The sequence below is a fragment of the Gemmatimonadota bacterium genome, assembly GCA_022560615.1.
In the GTDB taxonomy this organism is placed as follows: domain Bacteria; phylum Gemmatimonadota; class Gemmatimonadetes; order Longimicrobiales; family Gaopeijiaceae; genus UBA1138.
Window position 1 is genome coordinate 24,552 of record JADFSR010000019.1, and the last position, 18,360, is coordinate 42,911.

Below are 18,360 nucleotides of genomic sequence, written 5' to 3' on the forward strand. Positions count from 1 at the left end.
ATCTGGGACCCAGATGGGTGTCAACGGGCGATTGGCCTTATAGGACGGGGCTTTCCGAGGGGTCGCAGGGTGACCAGCCCGCACCTACATGAAGGTTTCGAGGAACCTTGCCCGCGAGGCATGGCGCAGCCGAACCAACGCCTTTTCCTTGATCTGCCGCACCCGCTCCCGGGTGATGCCGAGGATGGCTCCGATTTGCTCGAGTGTCATCGGCTCTTGATCGTCCAGCCCGAAGTACAGCCGCAAGATCTTCGCTTCGCGTTCCTTGAGCGTACCCAACGCTTCCTCGACGGTATTCTTGAGCGCGTGGGAGTACGCTTCGTCCTCGGGGCCCGGCGAGTATTGGTCGGGGAGATAGTCGAGCAGACGATTGTCTTCCCCAGGGGTCATCGGGGCGTCCAGCGACAGGTGTGACTGCGAGATCGCGAGCGTCCGCTCGACTTCTTCCTGCGTGATGTCTAGGCCATCGGCGATTTCCTCGACGGTGGGTTCCCTGCCCAACTCCTGTAGCAGCGTCGAGCTTCGGCGGCCGATACGGTGGAGGGCTCCGGCACGATTGAGGGGCACGCGTACGATCCGGCTCTGCTCGGCCAGTGCCTGGAGGATCGCCTGCCTAATCCACCAGACGGCGTAGCTGATGAACTTGATGCCCTTGGTCTCGTCAAACTTATGGCCGGCCCTGATCAGCCCCAGGTTCCCCTCGTTGATCAGGTCAGAGAGGGGGACCCCTTGGTTCTGGTACTTCTTCGAGACGGACACGACGAAGCGAAGATTGGAACGCACGAGCTTGTTGAGGGCTTCCTCCTCACCGACCCGGATCAGCTTGGCGAGTCGTGCTTCCTCTGCCCTGTCGATCAACGGATACCGGCTGATCTCTTTCAGGTACTGATCCAGCGAGCCTTCCTTGAAGGCACCGCGTCGGGCAGAGAAGGTCATTGCTGGGCGGCGAGCGGTCTCTGAAGGAGCGAGCAGCCTCGACGGGCCGAGCAAGCCGGCCGACGAGGGGGCGTCGGGGGGGTAGAATCGGACGCGGTCGAGTCTCGCGCAACCTAGCCCCGGCAGCCTTCTAGCGTACGGCAGTTCCGATGCGTCTCCAACGGATCTCCCGCAGCCAGGGCGCACGCTCACTCCCCCGCGGGTCGAAAGAGTAGTAGACGAACCAGGGCCTGCCCCGGATCGCGTCCCTGTGGACGAAGCCCCAGTACCGCGAGTCCTCACTGTTGTCTCGGTTGTCGCCGAGCACGAAGTAGCGTTCCCGTGGCACGACGATCGGACCCCAGTTGTCCCGGGTAGGCTGATACTCCCGCATCGGTGCGGCGACCAGATGGTTGGATTGCCACCGCATATCCGGGTGCCCCGCGTCGCCGGGCCGATCCACATGCTGGACGTACGGCTCGTACAGCGGGGCGCCGTTCAGGTAGAGACGCTTGTCCCGCATCTCCAGCGTATCCATCGGGAGCCCTACGAGCCGCTTCACATAGTTCCGATCGGGCTCGTGCGGCGGGTTGAAGACGACCACGTCCCCGCGGCGGGGCTGGGAGATAGCGGGCAGTCGGAGGTCAGTGCCGGGAACCCGTGTCCCGTAGACAGCCTTGTTCACCAGCAAGAAATCACCAACGAGCAACGTGTTTTCCATCGAGGAGGTAGGGATCTTGAAAGCCTCGACGCCGAAGGACCGGATGACGACGAAAAGCACGAACGCCACCAAGAGAGACCTGGCCCAGTCCCGGATGCCGGCCATGACGCCCGTCTCGGCGCGCTGCTGTTGGAGGAGAATCTCCTCGACGACGCCCCGGTCTCCCCCCGATCCTCGCACACCGTCCTCGCTTCTTGCCAAGACGTTCGAAAGGCGCGCCGGCGCCGAATAACCTGTCCGCCCTTGGAGCTCACCGTACTCCTCGAGCGCCGGCGGGTGTCAGGGCATACACAGCCTGCTCGACGTCGTTCCGCAGAGACACTGCGCAGATCAGGAGATCGGATATAGTCTTTAGGGAGGCACAACCCGGAGACCATATATGCCCCTGTTAGCTCTGCTGCGGTCGGGCCGGGGTCCGAGCCCCCTCTCGCTCCTCGCGATCCTGCTCGTGCTCTCCGGACTCTTCGCAATGATGCGTGATCGCATTTCGACGACCCAGGACCTCGACGAGACTTCCCAACCGTGTGATGAAGCTCATGACCCCTTGTGTGATTCCGAGCTGGACGGTGGGGCGGCGCGAAGAGGACTCGCCGCGCGGTCTGAGGGTACGGCGGGGCCAGTGCTGTCCGCCGAGAGTGCGTGCTTGAACGTCGGATACTTGTGTGCGGAGCTTGAGTCCAAGGGCATGGTGCAGATCCGTCGGTGGAAGGACTTTCAGGGCACGATCGTCGTGCACATTCCGCGACCTGACTTCTTGCCATCCGGCGACGCCCGCCGGCTCCAAGTCGGGGCCGCCGCGGGGGTGCGGCAGTGGAGTGGTCAGCCCTTCCCGATCTCTGTGGACGAGCGGGGGAACCGCGAGGCACACTTCGCGGTGCAGTGGCGCCGTTCACTCGGCGGCCGTCAGATCGGAGTGGCGCGCACCCAGTGGTCCGCGAGGGGGGGCTTGGAGGTCCTCATGCTCGAGCTCGCCACCCAGAGCCCCTTCGGTGGGAGCCGCACGCTGGACCCCCGTCAGGTGCGACTTAGCGCGGCGCACGAGATGGGCCACGCCCTGGGCATCATGCACAGTGACAACGCGCGCGACGTGATGTACCCGACGAATACCGCGACCTCGCTGAGCGCACGCGACTACCGCACCATGGTGGCGTTGTACGCGCTGGCGGACGGCACCACGATCATCCACTGAGCTGAGCTAGCTGCTAGCAGCCGGGCTGCTAGAGCCAGACGATTGGGGGCATCAGCGCTCGCCGCCGAAAGTCAGGACGCCTTTCACGTACAGCGCTCGGCCGGGCGCCCGGAAGCCGAAGACCTCCTCGAAGTCCTGGTCGAGCACGTTCTCCGCACGAAGCTCCAACACGAACCCGGGCCCGCCGGCCTCGGCAGCGACGACCTCGATAGATCCGCCCAAAGCGAGGTTGATGTAGCGAGCCAGTTGTACGGGCGAGGCCGGAAACTGTGTGAAGTCCCGGTCGGCCCGCGATCCGACGACGGAGACGTCGGCAAACAGTTGTGCGCGGCCGCCCGCGTCGGCGGCCACACGCGCGTTGAAGGTGTGCTTGGGCCGCCTCAACAGTGATTCCCCCACGACGAAGGTCGCGCCCGGCCCCTCGTCGAATCCGGAGTCGGTGACCTCGGTGTCGAGTCGGGTCCACGAAGCGGAGCCACGGAACGAACCGAGTACGCCGTCGACCTCGACCTCCAGGCCGCTGCTGTTGGCAGCCGCCACATTGAAGAAGTTCGGATCAGTCGGAGCTGCCGTTGCGAAGGTGTACTGGATCAAGTCTTCGAACGACTGGTCGAACCAGGTGGCGCGAAAGTGTGCTTCGCCGCCAAAGAGGACCTGATCGATCCCGAGCTCCCACGAGCGAGAGCGCTCCGGCTCGAGATTCTCGTTCCCTCTCGCGAAGCCAGTCGCGAAGTTCTCGAAGAATGTGGGCTCCTTGAGTGCGGTGCCGGCGGAGGCGCGGAGGCGAGTACCGATTCGCTCCGAGGCCAGCCACGAAGCACCTATCTGCCATGTGCCGAACGTGCCGAACCTCTCATTGTCCTCGAGCCGCTGGCCGAGGTTCACCGCGATGCGGCTCCGCTCACCGGTCACATGCACGTAGTACGCCTTGTTCAGGCGCGCGTACTCGCTCCGGCCGGAAGACGCACCGAACTGGCTCAGGGACTCGGTGAACGAACGCTGGCGCTCCTCCTCGAACTCCCATCCGCCGGTGGCCACGAAATCCCCCAGGAGCACGTTTGCGCGCAGGTCGACAGTCCCGCGTCGCACGTGGTCGAGACTCGTGAAACCGAAGAACCCCAGCGAGTCGGCGGCGTCGTCGGGCGCGTCGTCCGCACCGCTGTCCGTATCTACGACGCCGATGCGCGCCTGTACATCGATGCGCGACGAGAGCGCACGCCGGATGGAGACGCTCAAGAGGGTCTCGTCTCCATACGTGAACGCGTTCCGGTCCACCACGTTGCCGGAGCCGTCCGTGGGAAAGTGGTACTCGCGGTCGCCGATGCGAAAGGAAACGTCGGCGCGCGTCCGATCGTCCGGCAAGAAGCTCGCCCGACCGCTCATCACCGTATTGTCGTGCCGGTTGTTGAACGCCAGGATCCCGTCGGTCCTGGAGCGCGACAGCGAGATACTGTATCCGGCCCGCTCCGTCCCACCGGCTGCTTGCGCGGACCAGTCACGCCGCCCAAAGGAGCCGAGACGCATCGACAGGGTTCCTGTCATGGGTCCGCGCCCTGTCGAAGTGATGATGTGGATGACCCCGGCCACCGCGTCCGATCCATGTAGCGCGCTGGAAGGACCGCGCACGATCTCGATCCTCTCCACGTTCCAGAGCGTGAGCGCCGCAAAGTCGAACGCACCTCCCGGCTGGTTTACCTGGACACCGTCCAGCAACACCAGGACGTAGTCACTCTCCCCTCCCCGTAGGAAGACCGAGGTCGCCGCGCCGAACGAGCCACTTTGCACGACGGCCAGCCCGGACACGGTTCGGAGCGCGTCCTCAACGGTGGCGAGGCCTGCGGTCCGCAGCTCTGCTCCCTCGAGCACGGTGACGTTGGAAGAGATCGCGTTGGCGGCTCGGGCTGTGGGGCTCGTCGTGACGACCAAGCCTTCGAGCGAGAATGCGCGGTCCTGCGCGACAAGCGAGGACGGGCTCAAAAGAGCAGCGAATGCCAGGACGGACAGAATTCTGCGGGCCATACCCCCCCCCACGGAGATGTTCGGCTGGGACGGGTGGTCCAGGTCTCCTGGCTCGAGGCCGACTGCTCGCCTTCCCAGGGGTCAACCCCAGTGGCTCTGGTGAACAGCCGTTCCGACTACGTCGGACCTCTCACAGTGGCGGGGCCGCGCCGGAATCTCACCGGCTTCCGATATGGCCCACCCGTATGATCAATCGTGGGAGAACATATATCGATCGAGGCCTTGCGGCAAAGGGCGGCCCTGACCCCGCGCAGCCTAGACGTTAGCCGTCCCGCACGAGGCCGTAGCGCTCGATCTTCTTGTAGAGATTCGAGCGTGGCATCTCGATCCGGCGCGCGGTCTCGGCAACATTCCATTCGTTCTCACGCAGCTTCTGAACGATGTACGCGCGCTCGGCGCTCTCCTTGAACTCTACGAAAGTCTCGAGTCCGAGGATCTCCCCGGCCAAGCGCTGAGAGCCGCCCCTCCCAGAAGCGAGCAGATCGACGTCTTCCGGTCCCACCTCGTCGGATCCCGAGAGAATGAGCAGGCGTTCGACCGTATTGCGAAGCTCCCGTACGTTCCCGGGCCACGGAAGGGCCTGTAGCCGTTCGATGGCGGACGCCGAAAAGCGCTTCGGGACTACGCCTTGCCCGTTCGCGATCCGCTCGCAGAAGTGGTCTATCAGCATCGGGACGTCGTCGCGTCGCTCGCGCAGAGCAGGTATCTGAATCGGGACTACGTTCAACCGGTAGAAGAGATCCTCGCGGAAAGCACCGATTTCGATCTCGCGCTCGAGATCCTTGTTCGTGGCCGAGATCACCCGAACATTCACCTCGATCGACTTGGAGCCACCTACGCGGGTGAGGACTCCTTGCTCGAGCACCCGGAGAACTTTCGCCTGAGCCTCGAGCGACATGTCTCCGATCTCGTCCAGAAAGAGTGTCCCGCCATGCGCCTGTTCGAACTTCCCCTCCCGGTCGGCGACAGCCCCCGTGAACGATCCCTTTATGTGCCCGAAGAGGGCCGACTCGATCAGTTCTGATGGGATCGCCGCACAGTTGACCTCCACGAACGACTTGTCGGATCGTGACGAGAGCCGGTGAATTGCTCGAGCGACCAACTCCTTGCCGGTTCCATTCTCCCCAGTGACCAGAACACGAGCTTCGGTCGGGGCGACCTTTTCCACACGGTCGAGCACCTGCCGGACCTGGTAGGACGTGCCGACGATCTCATATCGGCTCTCGACCTGACTCTTGAGGTCCGCGACGCTGTCGGTGAGCCCCTTGAGCTCGAGCGCCCGGCCCAGGGTGACCAGGAGGAGATCGGTGTCGAGCGGCTTCTCGAGGAAGTCGTATGCGCCTTTCCGGGTTGCGTCGATAGCCGTCTCGATCGTCCCGTGACCCGAAATCATCACGACCAACGCCCCGGGACATTCGGTCCGGAGGCGTGCCAGCACGTCCATGCCGTCCATGCCGGGCATCTTTACGTCCAGAAAGATCACGTCCGGGTGAAAGGACTCGGCCGTGAGAAGCGCATCGGGCCCATCCTCGGCGGCACGAACGTCGTGGCCCTCGTACTCGAAGAGCTGAACGAGCGCCTCCCGGATCCCCTTCTCGTCATCGACTACCAACAGCCTTGCCATCTACCGCGTCCCCTCACGCACGTCATCGGGCGCAGGACGCAGGTCGGCGAGCATCACCAAGCTGTCTCTCTGTACGAACACCGACCGCAGGCCATCGGGCAGCGGGACCTCGATCGCGTCGTCCGGCAGGCTCGCGGGGCGCGACTGTCCGAATGCCTTGAGCACCTCGGCGACCAGCCGCGCCGGAACGGGAATCCTCGCGACCTGTAGCCGATCGACGAGCAGCGCCAAACGACGCTGGTCCAGGGGCACGAGCGAGCCGCGGACCTCTATCAGGATCGTGTCTGGAAGCAAGCCGATGATCTGATCGAGCCGGGGCAACTCCGGGAAGGCCTCGGCGGCGACCCTGGCCGACAGGTGCACACGTCCCCTGTGCAACTCGATCGTAAGTGCGGTGATCCCGCGAGGGACGATTCCGGGTAGCGAATACCGCAACACGGCGGACAATTCGTTGCCCCCGAGCATGAGCCGGTCACCGGCTTCTCCGGCTCGGAACTGCTCGAAGAGGTCCAACGTCTGCTCGGCGAGTTCGGGCGTTGGCTGTGCTTTCGGAACCGCTGGGACCGTGGGATCGATGCCCAACGCCCGCTCGATACCCGGAAAGACCGCCGGGCCCCACCGAAAACCGGCGTACGCGACGAGGATCAGGACGACGGCGACGAGGATCTTCTTCATGCGCGAGTCCCGAACCCCTTAGGTGGCGAATTGCGCGCTGGGGCGAGTTTCGCACTGGACACTACGCTATAGCGCGCACCGTGCTTCGAGAGGTGGCTGCGAATGAGATCGATCGATCGCACCTTCACCTCAGCCGAGAACTCCATATCGGCGACGAGCTGGTCGAGGCCCCTGAACGCGCCGGCCCCGCCGCGGGCGTCCGCCCTCCCCAACGTGATATGGGGGTGGAATGACCGCGTTTCCGCCTCGAAGCCGCAGTCGCCCATCGCCCACTCGATGTCCTGCTTGAGACACCGCAGTGCGGCGGTCGCGCCTACGCCCAGCCAGAGCATGCGAGGCTGCCGAATGGTCGGAAACGCCCCAAATCCGCCGAATTCGGTCGAAAAACTCGCCGTCGCGCTCGCGACCTTCACCATCGCCGCCTCGATCGACGGAACGGCCTCGGGCCGGACTTCTCCGAGAAATTTGAGTGTGACGTGATAGTTCTCGAGATTCACCCACCGAACCGGCAGCTCTTCTTCCCGCAGGACGCGGGCAGCACGATGGATTCGCTCGCGCTGCTTTTTCGGGAACGTGAGACCAATAAAGAGCCGCATTCTGTCTCGATTCCTAGAGTGAACTATGAAGTCCTGAGTTACACATGACACCCCACTCACGGTCCAGTCGATCCGCTCTGCGCCCTCGATCGCGTAGCGAGGTGTGACCCACCAAGCCGTTGCTCCTCCGTCGAGCGCGTCCCCGCTTCCGTCGTGATCAACACGACCGCACCGAGGATGATGGCCGCGGCCCCGAGCGAACGGAAGGTCAGCGGTTCGTCCGCGAGAGCCCACCCCAAGAACATCGCGACCAACGGATTCACGTACGCGTACGTGGTGGCCTTCACCGGGGAGACAACGGTCAAGAGCCAGATATAGGCCGTGTAGGCGACCATCGCCCCGAACGTGATGAGATAGACCAGGGCAAGCGCTGACTTCAACGACACCGCGCTGACGTCGAACGAGAATGGCTCACCGGCCGCGAGAGACATCAGGAGGAGGATGCCTCCCCCGGCCAACATCTGCATGCTCACCAACGGACCAGGGCGTGGGAGACCCGTTGCATACTTGGAGTAGATGGAGCCCACAGCCCATGAGAGCGCACCACCGAGCACGAGCGCCGCGCCGAACGCCTCCCGTGCTCCGCCGGCACCGACGCCCGGAGAACCGGCCAGTAGTGCGATTCCCGCAAAGCCGACGATGACCCCGACAGCAGACCGCGTCGCGGGGCGCACGCGGGCTCCAGCGAGCCAATCGACCAGAACGATCCAGAGGGGCACCGAAGCGACCAGCAATGCGGCGAGACCGGAGGGCACCCATTGCACGGCGACGACGACAGCCCCGTTGCCTCCTGCGAGCAGGAGGCCGCCTGAGATGGCGGCGGCCGTCCACTGCTTCGTGCTGGGCCGTTCCATGCCCCGAGCGCGGTACCATCCGTAGAGCACGGCGCCCGCCGTGAGAAAGCGTACCGCGGCCATGAGCAACGGCGGCATCGTCTCGACCGACCATCGGATCGCGAGGTAGGTCGAGCCCCAGATCACGTACACAGCCACGAACGCGAGTACGATCGCGATCAGGGCGGGCGGGCGGTGGGGACCGGACGCAGACATGGCGAGAAAGCTCACCGAACCGCGCAGGGCTTTCAACGCGCCGCTAGATCAGCCCCGCATGCGATCCAGGTATCGGTACTGGAGAGCCTCGGCTGCGTCGCGGCAGCGAATCTCCTCGACGCCGTCCAGGTCGGCAATCGTGCGGGCCACTTTCAAGATCCGGTGGTAGGAGCGCGCCGACAGACCCATGCGATCGACCGCGCGTTGAAGGAGGCGTGACACGGCTCGACTCGGCCGGCACCAGCGACGCAACTCCATGGGACGCATCTGGCCGTTGGCGTGCACCGCCTCGACCCCCTCGAAGCGGGCCTCCTGGAGCCGTCGAGCCTTTGAGACGCGTTCCTTGATCTGGGCGCTGCTCGACCCCTCGCCGTCTCCCGACAGATGCTCGAACGGCACCGGCGGGATATGTAGGTGCAGGTCGATTCGGTCGATGAGCGGTCCCGAGACCCGCCCCATGTAGCGGTGAACCACCGTGGGATCGCAGAGACACCGATCGGTGCCGTCCCCCCAGAAGCCGCACGGGCACCCCTGCGTTGCCTTTTTGCCATGTCATCCTGACAGGACAAAGACCCACGCCGCCCGGGTATCCGTCGAAGGAGCTATCCACTTCGCTCTCCTGACCCCAAGATATGGTGGTGTCAGAGAAATCGGATCACCCGGTCGGGGGCGAGGATTACCTGCGGACGCTTGTGGAAGTTGACGAGCGGTTCGCGTCGGAGGCCGCGTGCGAGGATTTTCTGCGTCGTCTTCGGTGGCCTGAAGGCTTCTACTGTCCCGGGTGCGGTGCCGCCGGGGCGTGGGAGACGAGCCGGGGGTTGTTTCGATGCTCGAGCTGTGCCCGTCAGACCTCCGTCACGGCAGGGACTCTCTTTGAGGGGCACGCGAGAACCCCTACGCCTGTGGTTCCAAGCGATGTGGTATTTCACGAACCAGAAACACGGGGTGAGTGCCCTGGGGCTGCAACGCATCCTGGGTCTGGGAAGCTACCAGACGGCCTGGGCATGGGCTCCACCGCTTAGACGACGCCTCAGCAGCCAGCCTCATCCCCTTCATCAAGAGTACGGTGAGCGAGGGGGCACTTGTCCGTACGGACGGGTGGGCCGGCTACCTTCCCCTTTCGCGTCACGGCTATCGGCATCGCCCCACGAGTCTACGCGCTACGCGCCTGCCTGCTCACGTGGTGATGCCGGGGATGGAGGATTCTGTCCTCAGCTCTGAGCCATGCACCAACGCTGCGTAGACCTCTCAGGAACTCTCACGCTCCGTCATCACCAGAACGTTACCTGTCCATTTCTCATTAAACGCCTCGGGCGTGTATTCCAATCGTCCCACGAAGGGGTCCCGGACGTGGATACGCGCCAAATGGATCGAGTCCACCAGAACGAAGTGATCCTGCAGGTGGGCCACAAGAGGAAGTCTAGCGCCTCGAAGCCCGACGATGTTGGCCCGGAAGCCACGGATCTCCAAGCCATGGGAAGACGCGTGCTCCCGCATATCCGCGAAGGACCAGAACTCCTCAGGATTCGGATGAAGAGCCAGAATCACTTCGTAAGGGACATGGATGCCCACCTCCGCAAGAAGCATGTGAAGGACGGCCGGTCCACAGTCGGCGTCCTGCTCCTGTAGGGTCACCCCATCGGTGCCTAGAAACTCGCCGCCCTGAATGGCGGCGACCAGCTCCTGGCTGGGGGCTCCTGCGTCACCGCAGCCCCACGCCGGCGTCATGGCGACGGTAGCTAGACCGAAGATCATGGTCCTCCACCCTGTCATGCTTCCTCCTGCTCGTTCACGACACTTAGGTACAGCGCCTCTAGGGCTGATCCACGTCCAGCCTCCGCACCCCGCGATCGTATTGCGTCCATGCTACCGGTCAGTTGGGCACGACCACGGTAGATCAAGACGACCTCATGACATATGCTCTCAAGAACGGACAGGATGTGGGAGGTCACGAGGATGGCCCGGCCGGCGGAGGCCAACTCTCCGAGATGCTCGCGGAGGCGGACAACGCTCATCGGGTCCAGGGATTCGAATGGTTCGTCCAGGACAATGACCTGGGGATCGTGGATCAGGGCCGCGCTGATCGCCAGTTTCTTGCGATTGCCACTGGAATAGGTAGCGACCACGCGATCCAGGTATTCGTCCAAATTGAGCATTTGGGTGAGTTCATCAGCCCGGCCCTCCCCAGCCGACCCGAGTTGGAAGGATTCCACCAGGAAATCGAGCATTTCACGGCCCGTGAGGTATTCGAACAGCGCACCGTCAGATATCAAGAACCCCACCTGCCTGCGGATCCACCGCGTGTCCGCCGGCGTGTCGTAGCCCCGGCCCAGTAGTCTCACTACGCCTTGGGTCGGGCGAACGAGGTCGGCAAGGACATGAACCAACGTCGATTTGCCCGCTCCGTTCGGTCCGATGACGCCTACGATGTGCCCTGGGGAGCACGTCAGGTCCAGACCGCAGAGGGCCTTGACCACACCGAAGTGTACGTCGAGCCCACTCACGCGAATCGCCTCGCCCGAAGCTGGAGGCGCCGCTCCGACATCGCTCATTGACCTACGATCCGATAGGAACGGCGCTCCTCTCTCCGCACCAGCGCGTGGAGTGAGAGGAGCAGCCCGGCGGTCGTAGCAAGCGACAGGCCGCGTGCCAGGGCCCCACGTGCCACCACTGCGGCGAAGCCGGCGTACACGCCCACCCCCAGGGACACGATCCCCCCCAAGGTGACCAACGCAGCGAGGTAGCCCCACCAGGTCAGGACTCCTCCGTGGACGAAGAACTGCCACACATGCAGTGCCTTGGGTCGCGCCAGGCTCGTGAACCGCCCGGCAACAGCGGTCATCGAAAACGCTGCGTGGCCCATCAGCCACCACCCGACTACGTCACCAATGTTGCCGCCGCTGGTCACAACCGTCACCAGTGCCAACGGAAGGGTGAGCATGGCCATGACGCCGTGGATGACCGCCTCACGAAGGTGAAGAGCCGCTACAGGACCGCCTGGCAGCAGGCGGTACCGCGAGACACCCCCGAGCGGATAGTCGAAGGCAAAGATATTGAAGGCCATCTGAAGCCAGAACAGGAAGACCATGACGAGGCCGAAGGGTATGCCAACCACCGCGACGAACACAGCCCAGGCCAAAGAAGCTGCCATGGCATTGCGCAGAAGCGTGGCTCTCCACATCAGGGCAACCTCCTTACGCACTCCGGCGCCGAAGCGATTCTGCACCTCTCGGAGGAGCCACGAGTGACGAGCTTGGGGCAGCTGCGGGAAAAAGCCGTCCTCGTCCCGATGGTGGATGGCCCAGACGAGTCCCGCTGCCCCGGCCGCCACTAGCAGTAGCGCCGCTAGGCGTCCAATAGCCGAAAGGAGCCTACCTCCTGGGTCCAAGGTAGAAGCCATGGTCGTGACGCCAGGAAACTCAAGGGCCGCTTCAGGCCGCAGGACCACGGACGCCGTCAGGATCAACCCGAGCAAAGCCGTCCAGAAACCAATCGCGGGGAAGCGCCGAACCGCAACTGCGAGCAGTGAGATAGACGCTAAGAAAACCAGCCAGCCTCCCGCCACCATGGCGGTGGTTAGGAGCGCCCGATCCACGATCCAGAGGGGAACCAGTGTGGTATGGGCCACAGTGAATACCACGGTAGTCCAGAAACATGCCAGCAGCGCGAATGGGCTCCTCAAGCCCAGCCGTAACAGCCTGAGCGATGCGCCCGCCCAAGGAAGGAGGGCCAGACGGGGGCTAGCTGAGAGAGGTTCGCGTCCCAAGACCATCGTAGCACAGGGGATGATGAGCACTGAAAGCGCGATGGACGCGTGCAGGAGGGCCCGCGCGTCCGCCGGCGCACTAGAGGCCAGGGTCAGCACATGGCGGACCGCCCGAATCGGAACGATGAGCCACACCAACCCGAGAAGTGCGGGGAAGGGGCCAGACGGCCCCCTCCTCCGCACGGATCGCCACCACAGCACTAGGAGCGCCCAACGGCCTCCCGTGGCTTGTCCGGCGCGATCCACGGGACTCAGCCCAGGGGCTCAGGGTCGAGGACTTCGATGCAGCCTACGCCCACGACGAACCCGACAACCGGGTTGCCGAAAAACAATCCTGCCCCGATACCAACGGCTCCACAGAAGAGCCGGCAGCCGAAGCAGTATCCACCTTCGATATCAGCCATCTCCGTCTCACTGAGCGGCTCGAACAAGGGCGCCTCCGAGGTCAAACCCTCGGTGGGGTCCAGGGCGCCGGAATCCACAGCGTAGGCCAACGCGGGTGGCGCGAGGAACATGAGGCTCAATAGCGCTAGGGCGCTGTGGCCTTGGAAAGGTACTTCCTAGCAACCTCCTAGGTGTGTTGGAGAGGCCGGAGGGGACGATTTGACGATATGAGGTGTCTGGGACATTTGCAATCGCTCGGCCTCGTTGTCCCGCTTGTTGGCTGGACTGACCCTCGCTTGCGAGGTCGCAGTGGCGAGTTCGTGTGAGCCGGGGCCCGGGAGGCCGGTCGTGACCCGCCGAACCGTGCGAACCGTCAAGCGATCGAGGCAACATTGTGACGTCGGCCTTTGGAGACGACCGTCGGGGAACCAGTAGAGCGTGAGACTTGCGAGGTCGGCCCATGCAAAGGGAGAGGCCTCCGTCGCTATGCGATAAGGTCATGACGATCAGGCTGCCGAGACGTGATCTCCTCGAGGGCGGTGCCCTGCTCCACGTGGCGACTGAACAGCTGCCTTCGGTATGGCGGTGAGTGCGTAGGCCAGGATTCGATCGGGTAGCGCAGCTGGGGCGGCGGTTGACGGTCACGTATCGGTTCGCGGAGCTCCCGCAGGTCCCAGATCGGCAGGCCCATACCTCATCCCCCTTGCTAAAGAAGCGGCCGATTCAACGATGGGGCCGGCCGATCTCCGTGGGAATAGCAGAATGGGACGCTCGACGCCTCCGCGACGAAGTCGGTGACCCCGAAGGAATGACCGGGACCGCACGATCTGAAGGCAGCCTCTTGTTGAGCCCCTCCCCGCTTAGGGCCGCCGCAAAAACAAATCGAGAGTATGGAGTGCAACTCTAACGGGATTGGCGTCCCTGGTCGCACGACGGTGAGCGCGTAAGAGCGCTCTCGGCAAGGGGTTTGCGCCGGCTTGTGAAGCGCCTTGTGTAGGGGCCTGGAGTGGTTAGGATTACGCATCAATAGGCATAACCCTAACAGGACTGACCCCATGGACCCGGCACCTCTGCGCCAGCTGCTTGTCGAGCGCAAGATCGCGACGATGGCGGAACTCAAGTCCGTGCTCGGAACCGAGGTCGACATGACCGTCTTCCGCAGGCTCCGCGAGCTCGACTACCATTCGAGCTACTCCCACCGCGGCAAGTACTACACGCTGCACGAGGTCGCCGAGTTCGACGATCTCGGTTTGTGGTGCTTTCGCTCCGTGTGCTTCTCCAGGCACGGGACGCTCCTCAAGACATGCGAAGTGCTGGTGGACGGGGCCGAGGCGGGCTACGCGAGCGATGAACTCGAGCACGTGCTCCACGTCCAGGTGAAGGACCCGCTACGGAAGCTCGCCCTAGAAGGACGGATCTCGCGCGAGAAGATCGACGGGCGCTTCGTACATTTCGCCATCGACGCATCGGAGCGAAGCAAGCAGCTTCGCGCGCGCCACGTCTGGGAGGCCGAGCCTCAGGACCTCCCCTTCGGTGCAGGCCCGCGCGTTGTGCCTGACGAGCTGAAGGCGGCCATCGTATTGTTCTTCTCGCTGCTGGATGAACGCCAGCGACGGTTGTATGCGGGCCTCGAATCGATGAAGCTCGGCCACGGCGGGGACCGACGCATCGCCGAGCTCCTGGGCCTCGACCCGGGCACCGTGGCCAGGGGACGAACACAACTTCTCACCCAGGACGTCGATCGCGAGCGGGTACGCCGGGAGGGTGGAGGACGGCCTCCTGCGGAAAAACAACGCCGGAAGTGATCGCCGCCATCGAGGGGTTGATGAAGCATGACGTCGCGGGCGATCCCGTCACCGGAGTGCGCTGGACCCGCCGCACGACCGAGAAGATCTCCGACGAGCTTGCGAGCCTCGGTATCTACGTTTGTACCAGGACCGTGGCCCGGATCCTCAAGGATCTCGACTACGCGCTCCGCGTCAACCACAAGCGGGTCTCTCGGGGTTCGGGCCCGGACCGCAACGAGCAGTTCGAATACATCGCCGAACAGCGCACGAGGTTTGCCGGACACGGCCTACCGATCGTGAGCATCGATGCGAAGAAGAGGGAGCTGGTCGGCAACTTCAAGAACAACGGCACGGCTTGGAGGCGCACTCCGGACCTGGTCCGCGACCATGACTTCCGCTCCGAGGCCAAAGGCATCGCCATCCCGTACGGCATCTACGACGTGTGCGCGAACCGCGGCACCGTCTTCGTGGGAACGTCTCACGACACGCCCGACTTCGCCGCCGACAACCTCGTCCGATGGTGGGAGTGGGAAGGCCGCGAACGCTACACCGGTGCTCCCAAGCTGCTCGTGCTCGCCGATGGCGGCTGTAGCAACAGTCCGCGTGTCCGCGCCTTCAAGGTCGCCCTCCAGACTCGCCTCGCCGACCCGCACCAGATCAGCGTTACCGTTTGTCACTATCCAGCGGGTGCCTCGAAGTGGAACCCCATCGACCATCGCCTCTTCAGCGAGATCAGTAAGAACTGGGCCGGACAGCTGCTCCGCAGCTACGCCGTGCATGCGGCTCTTGAGCCCGAAGCGATCGATCACGTCCGCTTCTGCACGCCCGAGGAGCTGTTTGCGCTCCTCGAAGAGTTGGAAGCAAAGAGCGCCGGTGGGGAGAAGACCGTGCGAGGCTGGCGCGTGAAGACTCGCTACCAGGCCCTCGACGAGGGCGAGAAGACCACGCGCACCCGGGCAATCGCCAAGGTGATCCTGGGAGCCATGAAGCGGCTCAAGGACGAGTGACGTGACCGAACGCCGGTAGACTTCGGGGACTCGGGGGACGTCCAGACGAGACGTTTGACAGCCGCAGCAGCTGTGGTACGATGGAGGGAAGGCATCCAGGCTGGAGTACAGGGCGCAACAAACGCCCCGCGCCCCACCCGGACCTCCACGCTCATGGACGAGGTAAGAATTAGTCACAATCCGCTCGGAGGTCGTCGAATGCGGTCCTACACCTTCCGAATTGAGATCGAGAAGGACTCCTTCCCTGGAGGGGAGCCCGGTTTCTTCGTGCGCGTGCCAGCCCTGGAGCACCTGGGAGCGGCAACCCAGGGGCGGACGCGTGAAGAAGCCATGAGCCACATCCATGAGGTCCTCCAAATGATCGTGGAAGACCTCGTCGAAGAGGGTCAGCCCATCCCAGCCGAAGCGGCGACGGTTTCGGATGAGCCCCTCGTCACTGTCACTCTGTGAATCCGGTCGACTACTCCCTTCTCCGCTCCCTCACCGCCCGCCGACTCGAAAAAGCTTTGACCCGTGAAGGCTTTCCCATCGCCCGTCAGCGGGGCAGTCACCGCCGTTATAGTCACTCCGACGGCCGTCGCGTGACGGTACCCTTCTCGTCCGCGGGCGAGACGTTCCTTCCTAAGACCCCTCAGAGCATCATCGAGCGACAAGGTCACTGGACCGAAGCCGACCTCCAGCGGCTCGGCCTGCTCAAGTAGGAGTCAGGCCCACGCATCTGCGTGGGCTTCGTTTTTTCTCTGCTTGACCGCGGGGCATCGCGCCCGAATCCTTCCGCAACGTGCAACCTGATCTCCCTCCAAGAAGCCATCGACACCAGTTCCCCGGCCAGCCGGCTTTTCTCCACGATGACCGCCGCCATGGCCCAGTGGGAACGGGGGGAGATCGCCGACCGGTCGCCGCTTCGGTCGTCATGCGGGCCAAGCTGGGCAAGTCCCTGGGGGGCGCCGCACCCTTCATAGCGCGGAGGGCTTTCAACGCGCCCGATCAACACGTCGCCCGATCAGCCCCGCATGCGATCCAGGTATCGGTACTGGAGGGCCTCGGCTGCGTCGCGGCAGCGAATCTCCTCGACGCCGTCCAGGTCGGCAATCGTGCGGGCCACTTTCAAGATCCGGTGGTAGGAGCGCGCCGACAGACCCATGCGATCGACCGCGCGTTGAAGGAGGCGTGACACAGCTCGACTTGGCCGGCACCACCGACGCAACTCCATGGGACGCATCTGGCCGTTGGCGTGCACCGCCTCGACCCCCTCGAAGCGGGCCTCCTGGAGCCGTCGAGCCTTTGAGACGCGTTCCTTGATCTGGGCGCTGCTCGACCCCTCGCCGTCTCCCGCCAGCTGCTCGAACGGCACCGGCGGGATGTGTAGGTGCAGGTCGATTCGGTCGATGAGCGGTCCTGAAACCCGCCCCATGTAGCGGTGAACCACTGTGGGATCGCAGAGACACCGATCGGTGCCGTCCCCCCAGAAGCCACAGGGACAGGGGTTCATAGCCGCCACGAGCAGGATCCTGGCGGGGAAGCAGACGGCCGATCCGGCCCGCGACAGATGGATGACTCCGGCTTCCAACGGTTGGCGGAGTACGTCCAAGACGTTTCGGCGGAACTCGGCCAACTCGTCGAGGAAGAGGACGCCGTTGTGCGCCAGGCTGACCTCCCCAGGCCGGATCGGAGACCCACCGCCGACGAGCCCGGCGTCGCTGACCGTGTGATGGGGGGCCCGGAAAGGGCGCCGAGACACCAGCGGCGCCCCCCTCCCCAGCGTGCCCGCGACCGAGTGAACGCGAGTGCACTCGATTGCCTCGTCCAGAGTGAGCGGCGGTAGGATCCCCGCAAGCCTGCGCGCCAGCATCGTCTTGCCCGACCCGGGTGGCCCCAGGAAGAGCACATTGTGTGAGCCCGCGGCGGCGATTTCCAGCACTCGCTTCGCCACCGCTTGGCCTCGTACGTCACGCATGTCAAGGCCGTCCGAAACGCTCTCCTGCAACAGCCCGCGGAGATCGAGGGCGCCCTTCTCGAGCGACCGTCCCCCGCTGAAGTGCGTGATGACGTCACACAGGGTCGCCGCGCTGAGAACGGTCAGACCGGGGACGACACTCGCCTCTCCGGCGTTCGCAGACGGCACCACCAGGGTGCGGATGCCCGCCGCAGCACACTCCGCCGCGATCGGCAGTGCGCCGCGAATGGGTCGAAGCGAGCCGTCGAGCCCCAGCTCTCCCAGGAAGGCGCACTCGCCGAGGCGACCGTCATCCAGGTGCCCGCCGGCCGCGAGCAAGCCCACCGCGATCGGCAGGTCGAAGGCCGTTCCTTCCTTGCGCACGTCCCCGGGGGCGAGATTCACTGTGATGCGCCGGGGCGGCAGGGGGAAGCCCGAGTTCCGCAGTGCCGCCGCGACCCTATCGCGGCTTTCGCGCACCGCACCGTGCGGCAACCCGACGACGGTGAAGGCCGGAAGCCCAGAACTCAGGTTCACCTCGACCTGCACGAGAAACGACTCTACGCCTCGCAAGGCCGCGGTGTGAACATGAGCGAGCATGCTTCACGCTCGTCGCAGACCCGGGACGAAAGCATGGCGGAATCAGCCCCCGTCACCTAGGCGATTCTCGGCTTGTGCAGTCCCACACGGCC

The 18,360-nt window shown here is 64.4% G+C and carries 19 protein-coding genes, 1 pseudogene and 1 riboswitch; of the genes and pseudogenes, 7 read left to right on the forward strand and 13 right to left on the reverse strand.

Translation table 11 applies throughout. From position 1 onward, the window contains the following. Positions 1-84 precede the first annotated feature (84 nt). Both IIB36_11950 and lepB read right to left on the reverse strand, forming a co-directional pair. Positions 85-936 carry a sigma-70 family RNA polymerase sigma factor gene (locus IIB36_11950; GenBank protein MCH7532453.1) on the reverse strand — a complete coding sequence of 284 codons (852 nt, stop codon included), beginning with the start codon at positions 934-936 and terminating at the stop codon, positions 85-87. 130 nt (positions 937-1,066) lie between these two features. Next, positions 1,067-1,741, reverse strand: a complete 675-nt coding sequence (lepB, locus tag IIB36_11955) for a signal peptidase I (protein ID MCH7532454.1) — start codon at positions 1,739-1,741, stop codon at positions 1,067-1,069. Positions 1,742-2,015: 274 nt separating this feature from the next. Between lepB and IIB36_11960 the strand changes: the two genes are divergently transcribed. Then, complete coding sequence (locus tag IIB36_11960; protein MCH7532455.1) at positions 2,016-2,825, forward strand: matrixin family metalloprotease; 810 nt, start codon at positions 2,016-2,018, stop codon at positions 2,823-2,825. A gap of 51 nt (positions 2,826-2,876) precedes the next feature. Here the strand turns inward: IIB36_11960 and IIB36_11965 are convergent, their stop codons facing one another. The 6 genes from IIB36_11965 to IIB36_11990 form a co-directional block, all read right to left on the reverse strand. Further along, positions 2,877-4,844 (reverse strand): TonB-dependent receptor, encoded by a 1,968-nt coding sequence (locus IIB36_11965; GenBank protein MCH7532456.1) that lies wholly within the window; start codon positions 4,842-4,844, stop codon positions 2,877-2,879. Between the two features lie 19 nt (positions 4,845-4,863). Continuing rightward, positions 4,864-5,065, reverse strand: a riboswitch (cobalamin riboswitch). Between the two features lie 41 nt (positions 5,066-5,106). Continuing rightward, a complete protein-coding gene (locus tag IIB36_11970) occupies positions 5,107-6,468 on the reverse strand; it encodes a sigma-54-dependent Fis family transcriptional regulator (protein ID MCH7532457.1) in 1,362 nt (453 codons plus the stop codon). Then, a complete protein-coding gene (locus IIB36_11975; protein ID MCH7532458.1) occupies positions 6,469-7,143 on the reverse strand; it encodes a hypothetical protein in 675 nt (224 codons plus the stop codon). Beyond that, the gene (gene thpR / locus IIB36_11980) at positions 7,140-7,739 is read right to left on the reverse strand and encodes an RNA 2',3'-cyclic phosphodiesterase (protein ID MCH7532459.1); all 600 of its coding nucleotides are present in this window, start codon (positions 7,737-7,739) and stop codon (positions 7,140-7,142) included. Before thpR ends, IIB36_11975 begins: the two co-directional genes overlap by 4 nt. 56 nt (positions 7,740-7,795) lie before the next feature. Beyond that, entirely contained in the window at positions 7,796-8,788 is a 993-nt protein-coding gene (locus IIB36_11985) for an EamA family transporter (protein ID MCH7532460.1), read from the reverse strand. Between the two features lie 48 nt (positions 8,789-8,836). Then, positions 8,837-9,262 (reverse strand): ATP-binding protein, encoded by a 426-nt coding sequence (locus IIB36_11990; protein MCH7532461.1) that lies wholly within the window; start codon positions 9,260-9,262, stop codon positions 8,837-8,839. 164 nt (positions 9,263-9,426) lie between these two features. Between IIB36_11990 and IIB36_11995 the strand changes: the two genes are divergently transcribed. Next, positions 9,427-9,810 carry a transposase gene (locus IIB36_11995; protein MCH7532462.1) on the forward strand — a complete coding sequence of 128 codons (384 nt, stop codon included), beginning with the start codon at positions 9,427-9,429 and terminating at the stop codon, positions 9,808-9,810. Further along, complete coding sequence (locus IIB36_12000) at positions 9,738-10,031, forward strand: transposase (GenBank protein MCH7532463.1); 294 nt, start codon at positions 9,738-9,740, stop codon at positions 10,029-10,031. The genes IIB36_11995 and IIB36_12000 overlap by 73 nt, the downstream gene beginning before the upstream one ends. A gap of 5 nt (positions 10,032-10,036) precedes the next feature. On the opposite strand, the gene IIB36_12005 is transcribed toward IIB36_12000, so the two are convergent. The 4 genes from IIB36_12005 to IIB36_12020 all read right to left on the reverse strand — a co-directional run bounded on the left by IIB36_12005 (position 10,037) and on the right by IIB36_12020 (position 13,078). Further along, the gene (locus IIB36_12005) at positions 10,037-10,561 is read right to left on the reverse strand and encodes a hypothetical protein (GenBank protein ID MCH7532464.1); all 525 of its coding nucleotides are present in this window, start codon (positions 10,559-10,561) and stop codon (positions 10,037-10,039) included. Further along, positions 10,558-11,340, reverse strand: a complete 783-nt coding sequence (locus IIB36_12010) for an ABC transporter ATP-binding protein (protein MCH7532465.1) — start codon at positions 11,338-11,340, stop codon at positions 10,558-10,560. Before IIB36_12010 ends, IIB36_12005 begins: the two co-directional genes overlap by 4 nt. After that, entirely contained in the window at positions 11,337-11,969 is a 633-nt protein-coding gene (locus IIB36_12015; GenBank protein ID MCH7532466.1) for a hypothetical protein, read from the reverse strand. The genes IIB36_12010 and IIB36_12015 overlap by 4 nt, the downstream gene beginning before the upstream one ends. Positions 11,970-12,805: 836 nt before the next feature. Beyond that, positions 12,806-13,078, reverse strand: coding sequence for a hypothetical protein (locus IIB36_12020; GenBank protein ID MCH7532467.1), 273 nt, complete (start codon positions 13,076-13,078; stop codon positions 12,806-12,808). A gap of 1,493 nt (positions 13,079-14,571) precedes the next feature. Here IIB36_12020 and IIB36_12025 point away from each other — a divergent pair. From IIB36_12025 to IIB36_12040, 4 genes and pseudogenes are all read left to right on the forward strand, one after another. Then, positions 14,572-15,732 carry an ISAzo13 family transposase gene (locus IIB36_12025; protein MCH7532468.1) on the forward strand — a complete coding sequence of 387 codons (1,161 nt, stop codon included), beginning with the start codon at positions 14,572-14,574 and terminating at the stop codon, positions 15,730-15,732. A 198-nt stretch (positions 15,733-15,930) separates the two neighbouring features. After that, on the forward strand, positions 15,931-16,182 hold the full coding sequence (locus IIB36_12030; GenBank protein ID MCH7532469.1) for a type II toxin-antitoxin system HicB family antitoxin: 252 nt from the start codon (positions 15,931-15,933) through the stop codon (positions 16,180-16,182). Continuing rightward, the gene (locus tag IIB36_12035) at positions 16,179-16,433 is read left to right on the forward strand and encodes a type II toxin-antitoxin system HicA family toxin (GenBank protein ID MCH7532470.1); all 255 of its coding nucleotides are present in this window, start codon (positions 16,179-16,181) and stop codon (positions 16,431-16,433) included. The genes IIB36_12030 and IIB36_12035 overlap by 4 nt, the downstream gene beginning before the upstream one ends. 15 nt (positions 16,434-16,448) lie before the next feature. Next, positions 16,449-16,690: pseudogene (locus tag IIB36_12040) on the forward strand (recombinase family protein). Positions 16,691-16,735: 45 nt separating this feature from the next. Here IIB36_12040 and IIB36_12045 read toward each other — a convergent pair. Beyond that, the gene (locus IIB36_12045; GenBank protein ID MCH7532471.1) at positions 16,736-18,268 is read right to left on the reverse strand and encodes a YifB family Mg chelatase-like AAA ATPase; all 1,533 of its coding nucleotides are present in this window, start codon (positions 18,266-18,268) and stop codon (positions 16,736-16,738) included. Positions 18,269-18,360 lie beyond the last annotated feature (92 nt).

What these genes read in the sequence shown, in the direction of transcription:
- IIB36_11950 (MCH7532453.1), bottom strand. Translation starts at nt 936, where the DNA reads ATGACCTTCTCTGCCCGACGCGGTGCCTTCAAGGAAGGCTCGCTGGAT.
- lepB (MCH7532454.1), bottom strand. Translation starts at nt 1,741, where the DNA reads ATGGCCGGCATCCGGGACTGGGCCAGGTCTCTCTTGGTGGCGTTCGTG.
- IIB36_12015 (MCH7532466.1), bottom strand. Translation starts at nt 11,969, where the DNA reads ATGTGGAGAGCCACGCTTCTGCGCAATGCCATGGCAGCTTCTTTGGCC.
- IIB36_11975 (MCH7532458.1), bottom strand. Translation starts at nt 7,143, where the DNA reads ATGAAGAAGATCCTCGTCGCCGTCGTCCTGATCCTCGTCGCGTACGCC.
- IIB36_12005 (MCH7532464.1), bottom strand. Translation starts at nt 10,561, where the DNA reads ATGACAGGGTGGAGGACCATGATCTTCGGTCTAGCTACCGTCGCCATG.
- IIB36_11960 (MCH7532455.1), top strand. Translation starts at nt 2,016, where the DNA reads ATGCCCCTGTTAGCTCTGCTGCGGTCGGGCCGGGGTCCGAGCCCCCTC.
- IIB36_12030 (MCH7532469.1), top strand. Translation starts at nt 15,931, where the DNA reads ATGCGGTCCTACACCTTCCGAATTGAGATCGAGAAGGACTCCTTCCCT.
- IIB36_11965 (MCH7532456.1), bottom strand. Translation starts at nt 4,844, where the DNA reads ATGGCCCGCAGAATTCTGTCCGTCCTGGCATTCGCTGCTCTTTTGAGC.
- IIB36_11970 (MCH7532457.1), bottom strand. Translation starts at nt 6,468, where the DNA reads ATGGCAAGGCTGTTGGTAGTCGATGACGAGAAGGGGATCCGGGAGGCG.
- IIB36_12045 (MCH7532471.1), bottom strand. Translation starts at nt 18,268, where the DNA reads ATGCTCGCTCATGTTCACACCGCGGCCTTGCGAGGCGTAGAGTCGTTT.
- thpR (MCH7532459.1), bottom strand. Translation starts at nt 7,739, where the DNA reads ATGCGGCTCTTTATTGGTCTCACGTTCCCGAAAAAGCAGCGCGAGCGA.
- IIB36_12010 (MCH7532465.1), bottom strand. Translation starts at nt 11,340, where the DNA reads ATGAGCGATGTCGGAGCGGCGCCTCCAGCTTCGGGCGAGGCGATTCGC.
- IIB36_11985 (MCH7532460.1), bottom strand. Translation starts at nt 8,788, where the DNA reads ATGTCTGCGTCCGGTCCCCACCGCCCGCCCGCCCTGATCGCGATCGTA.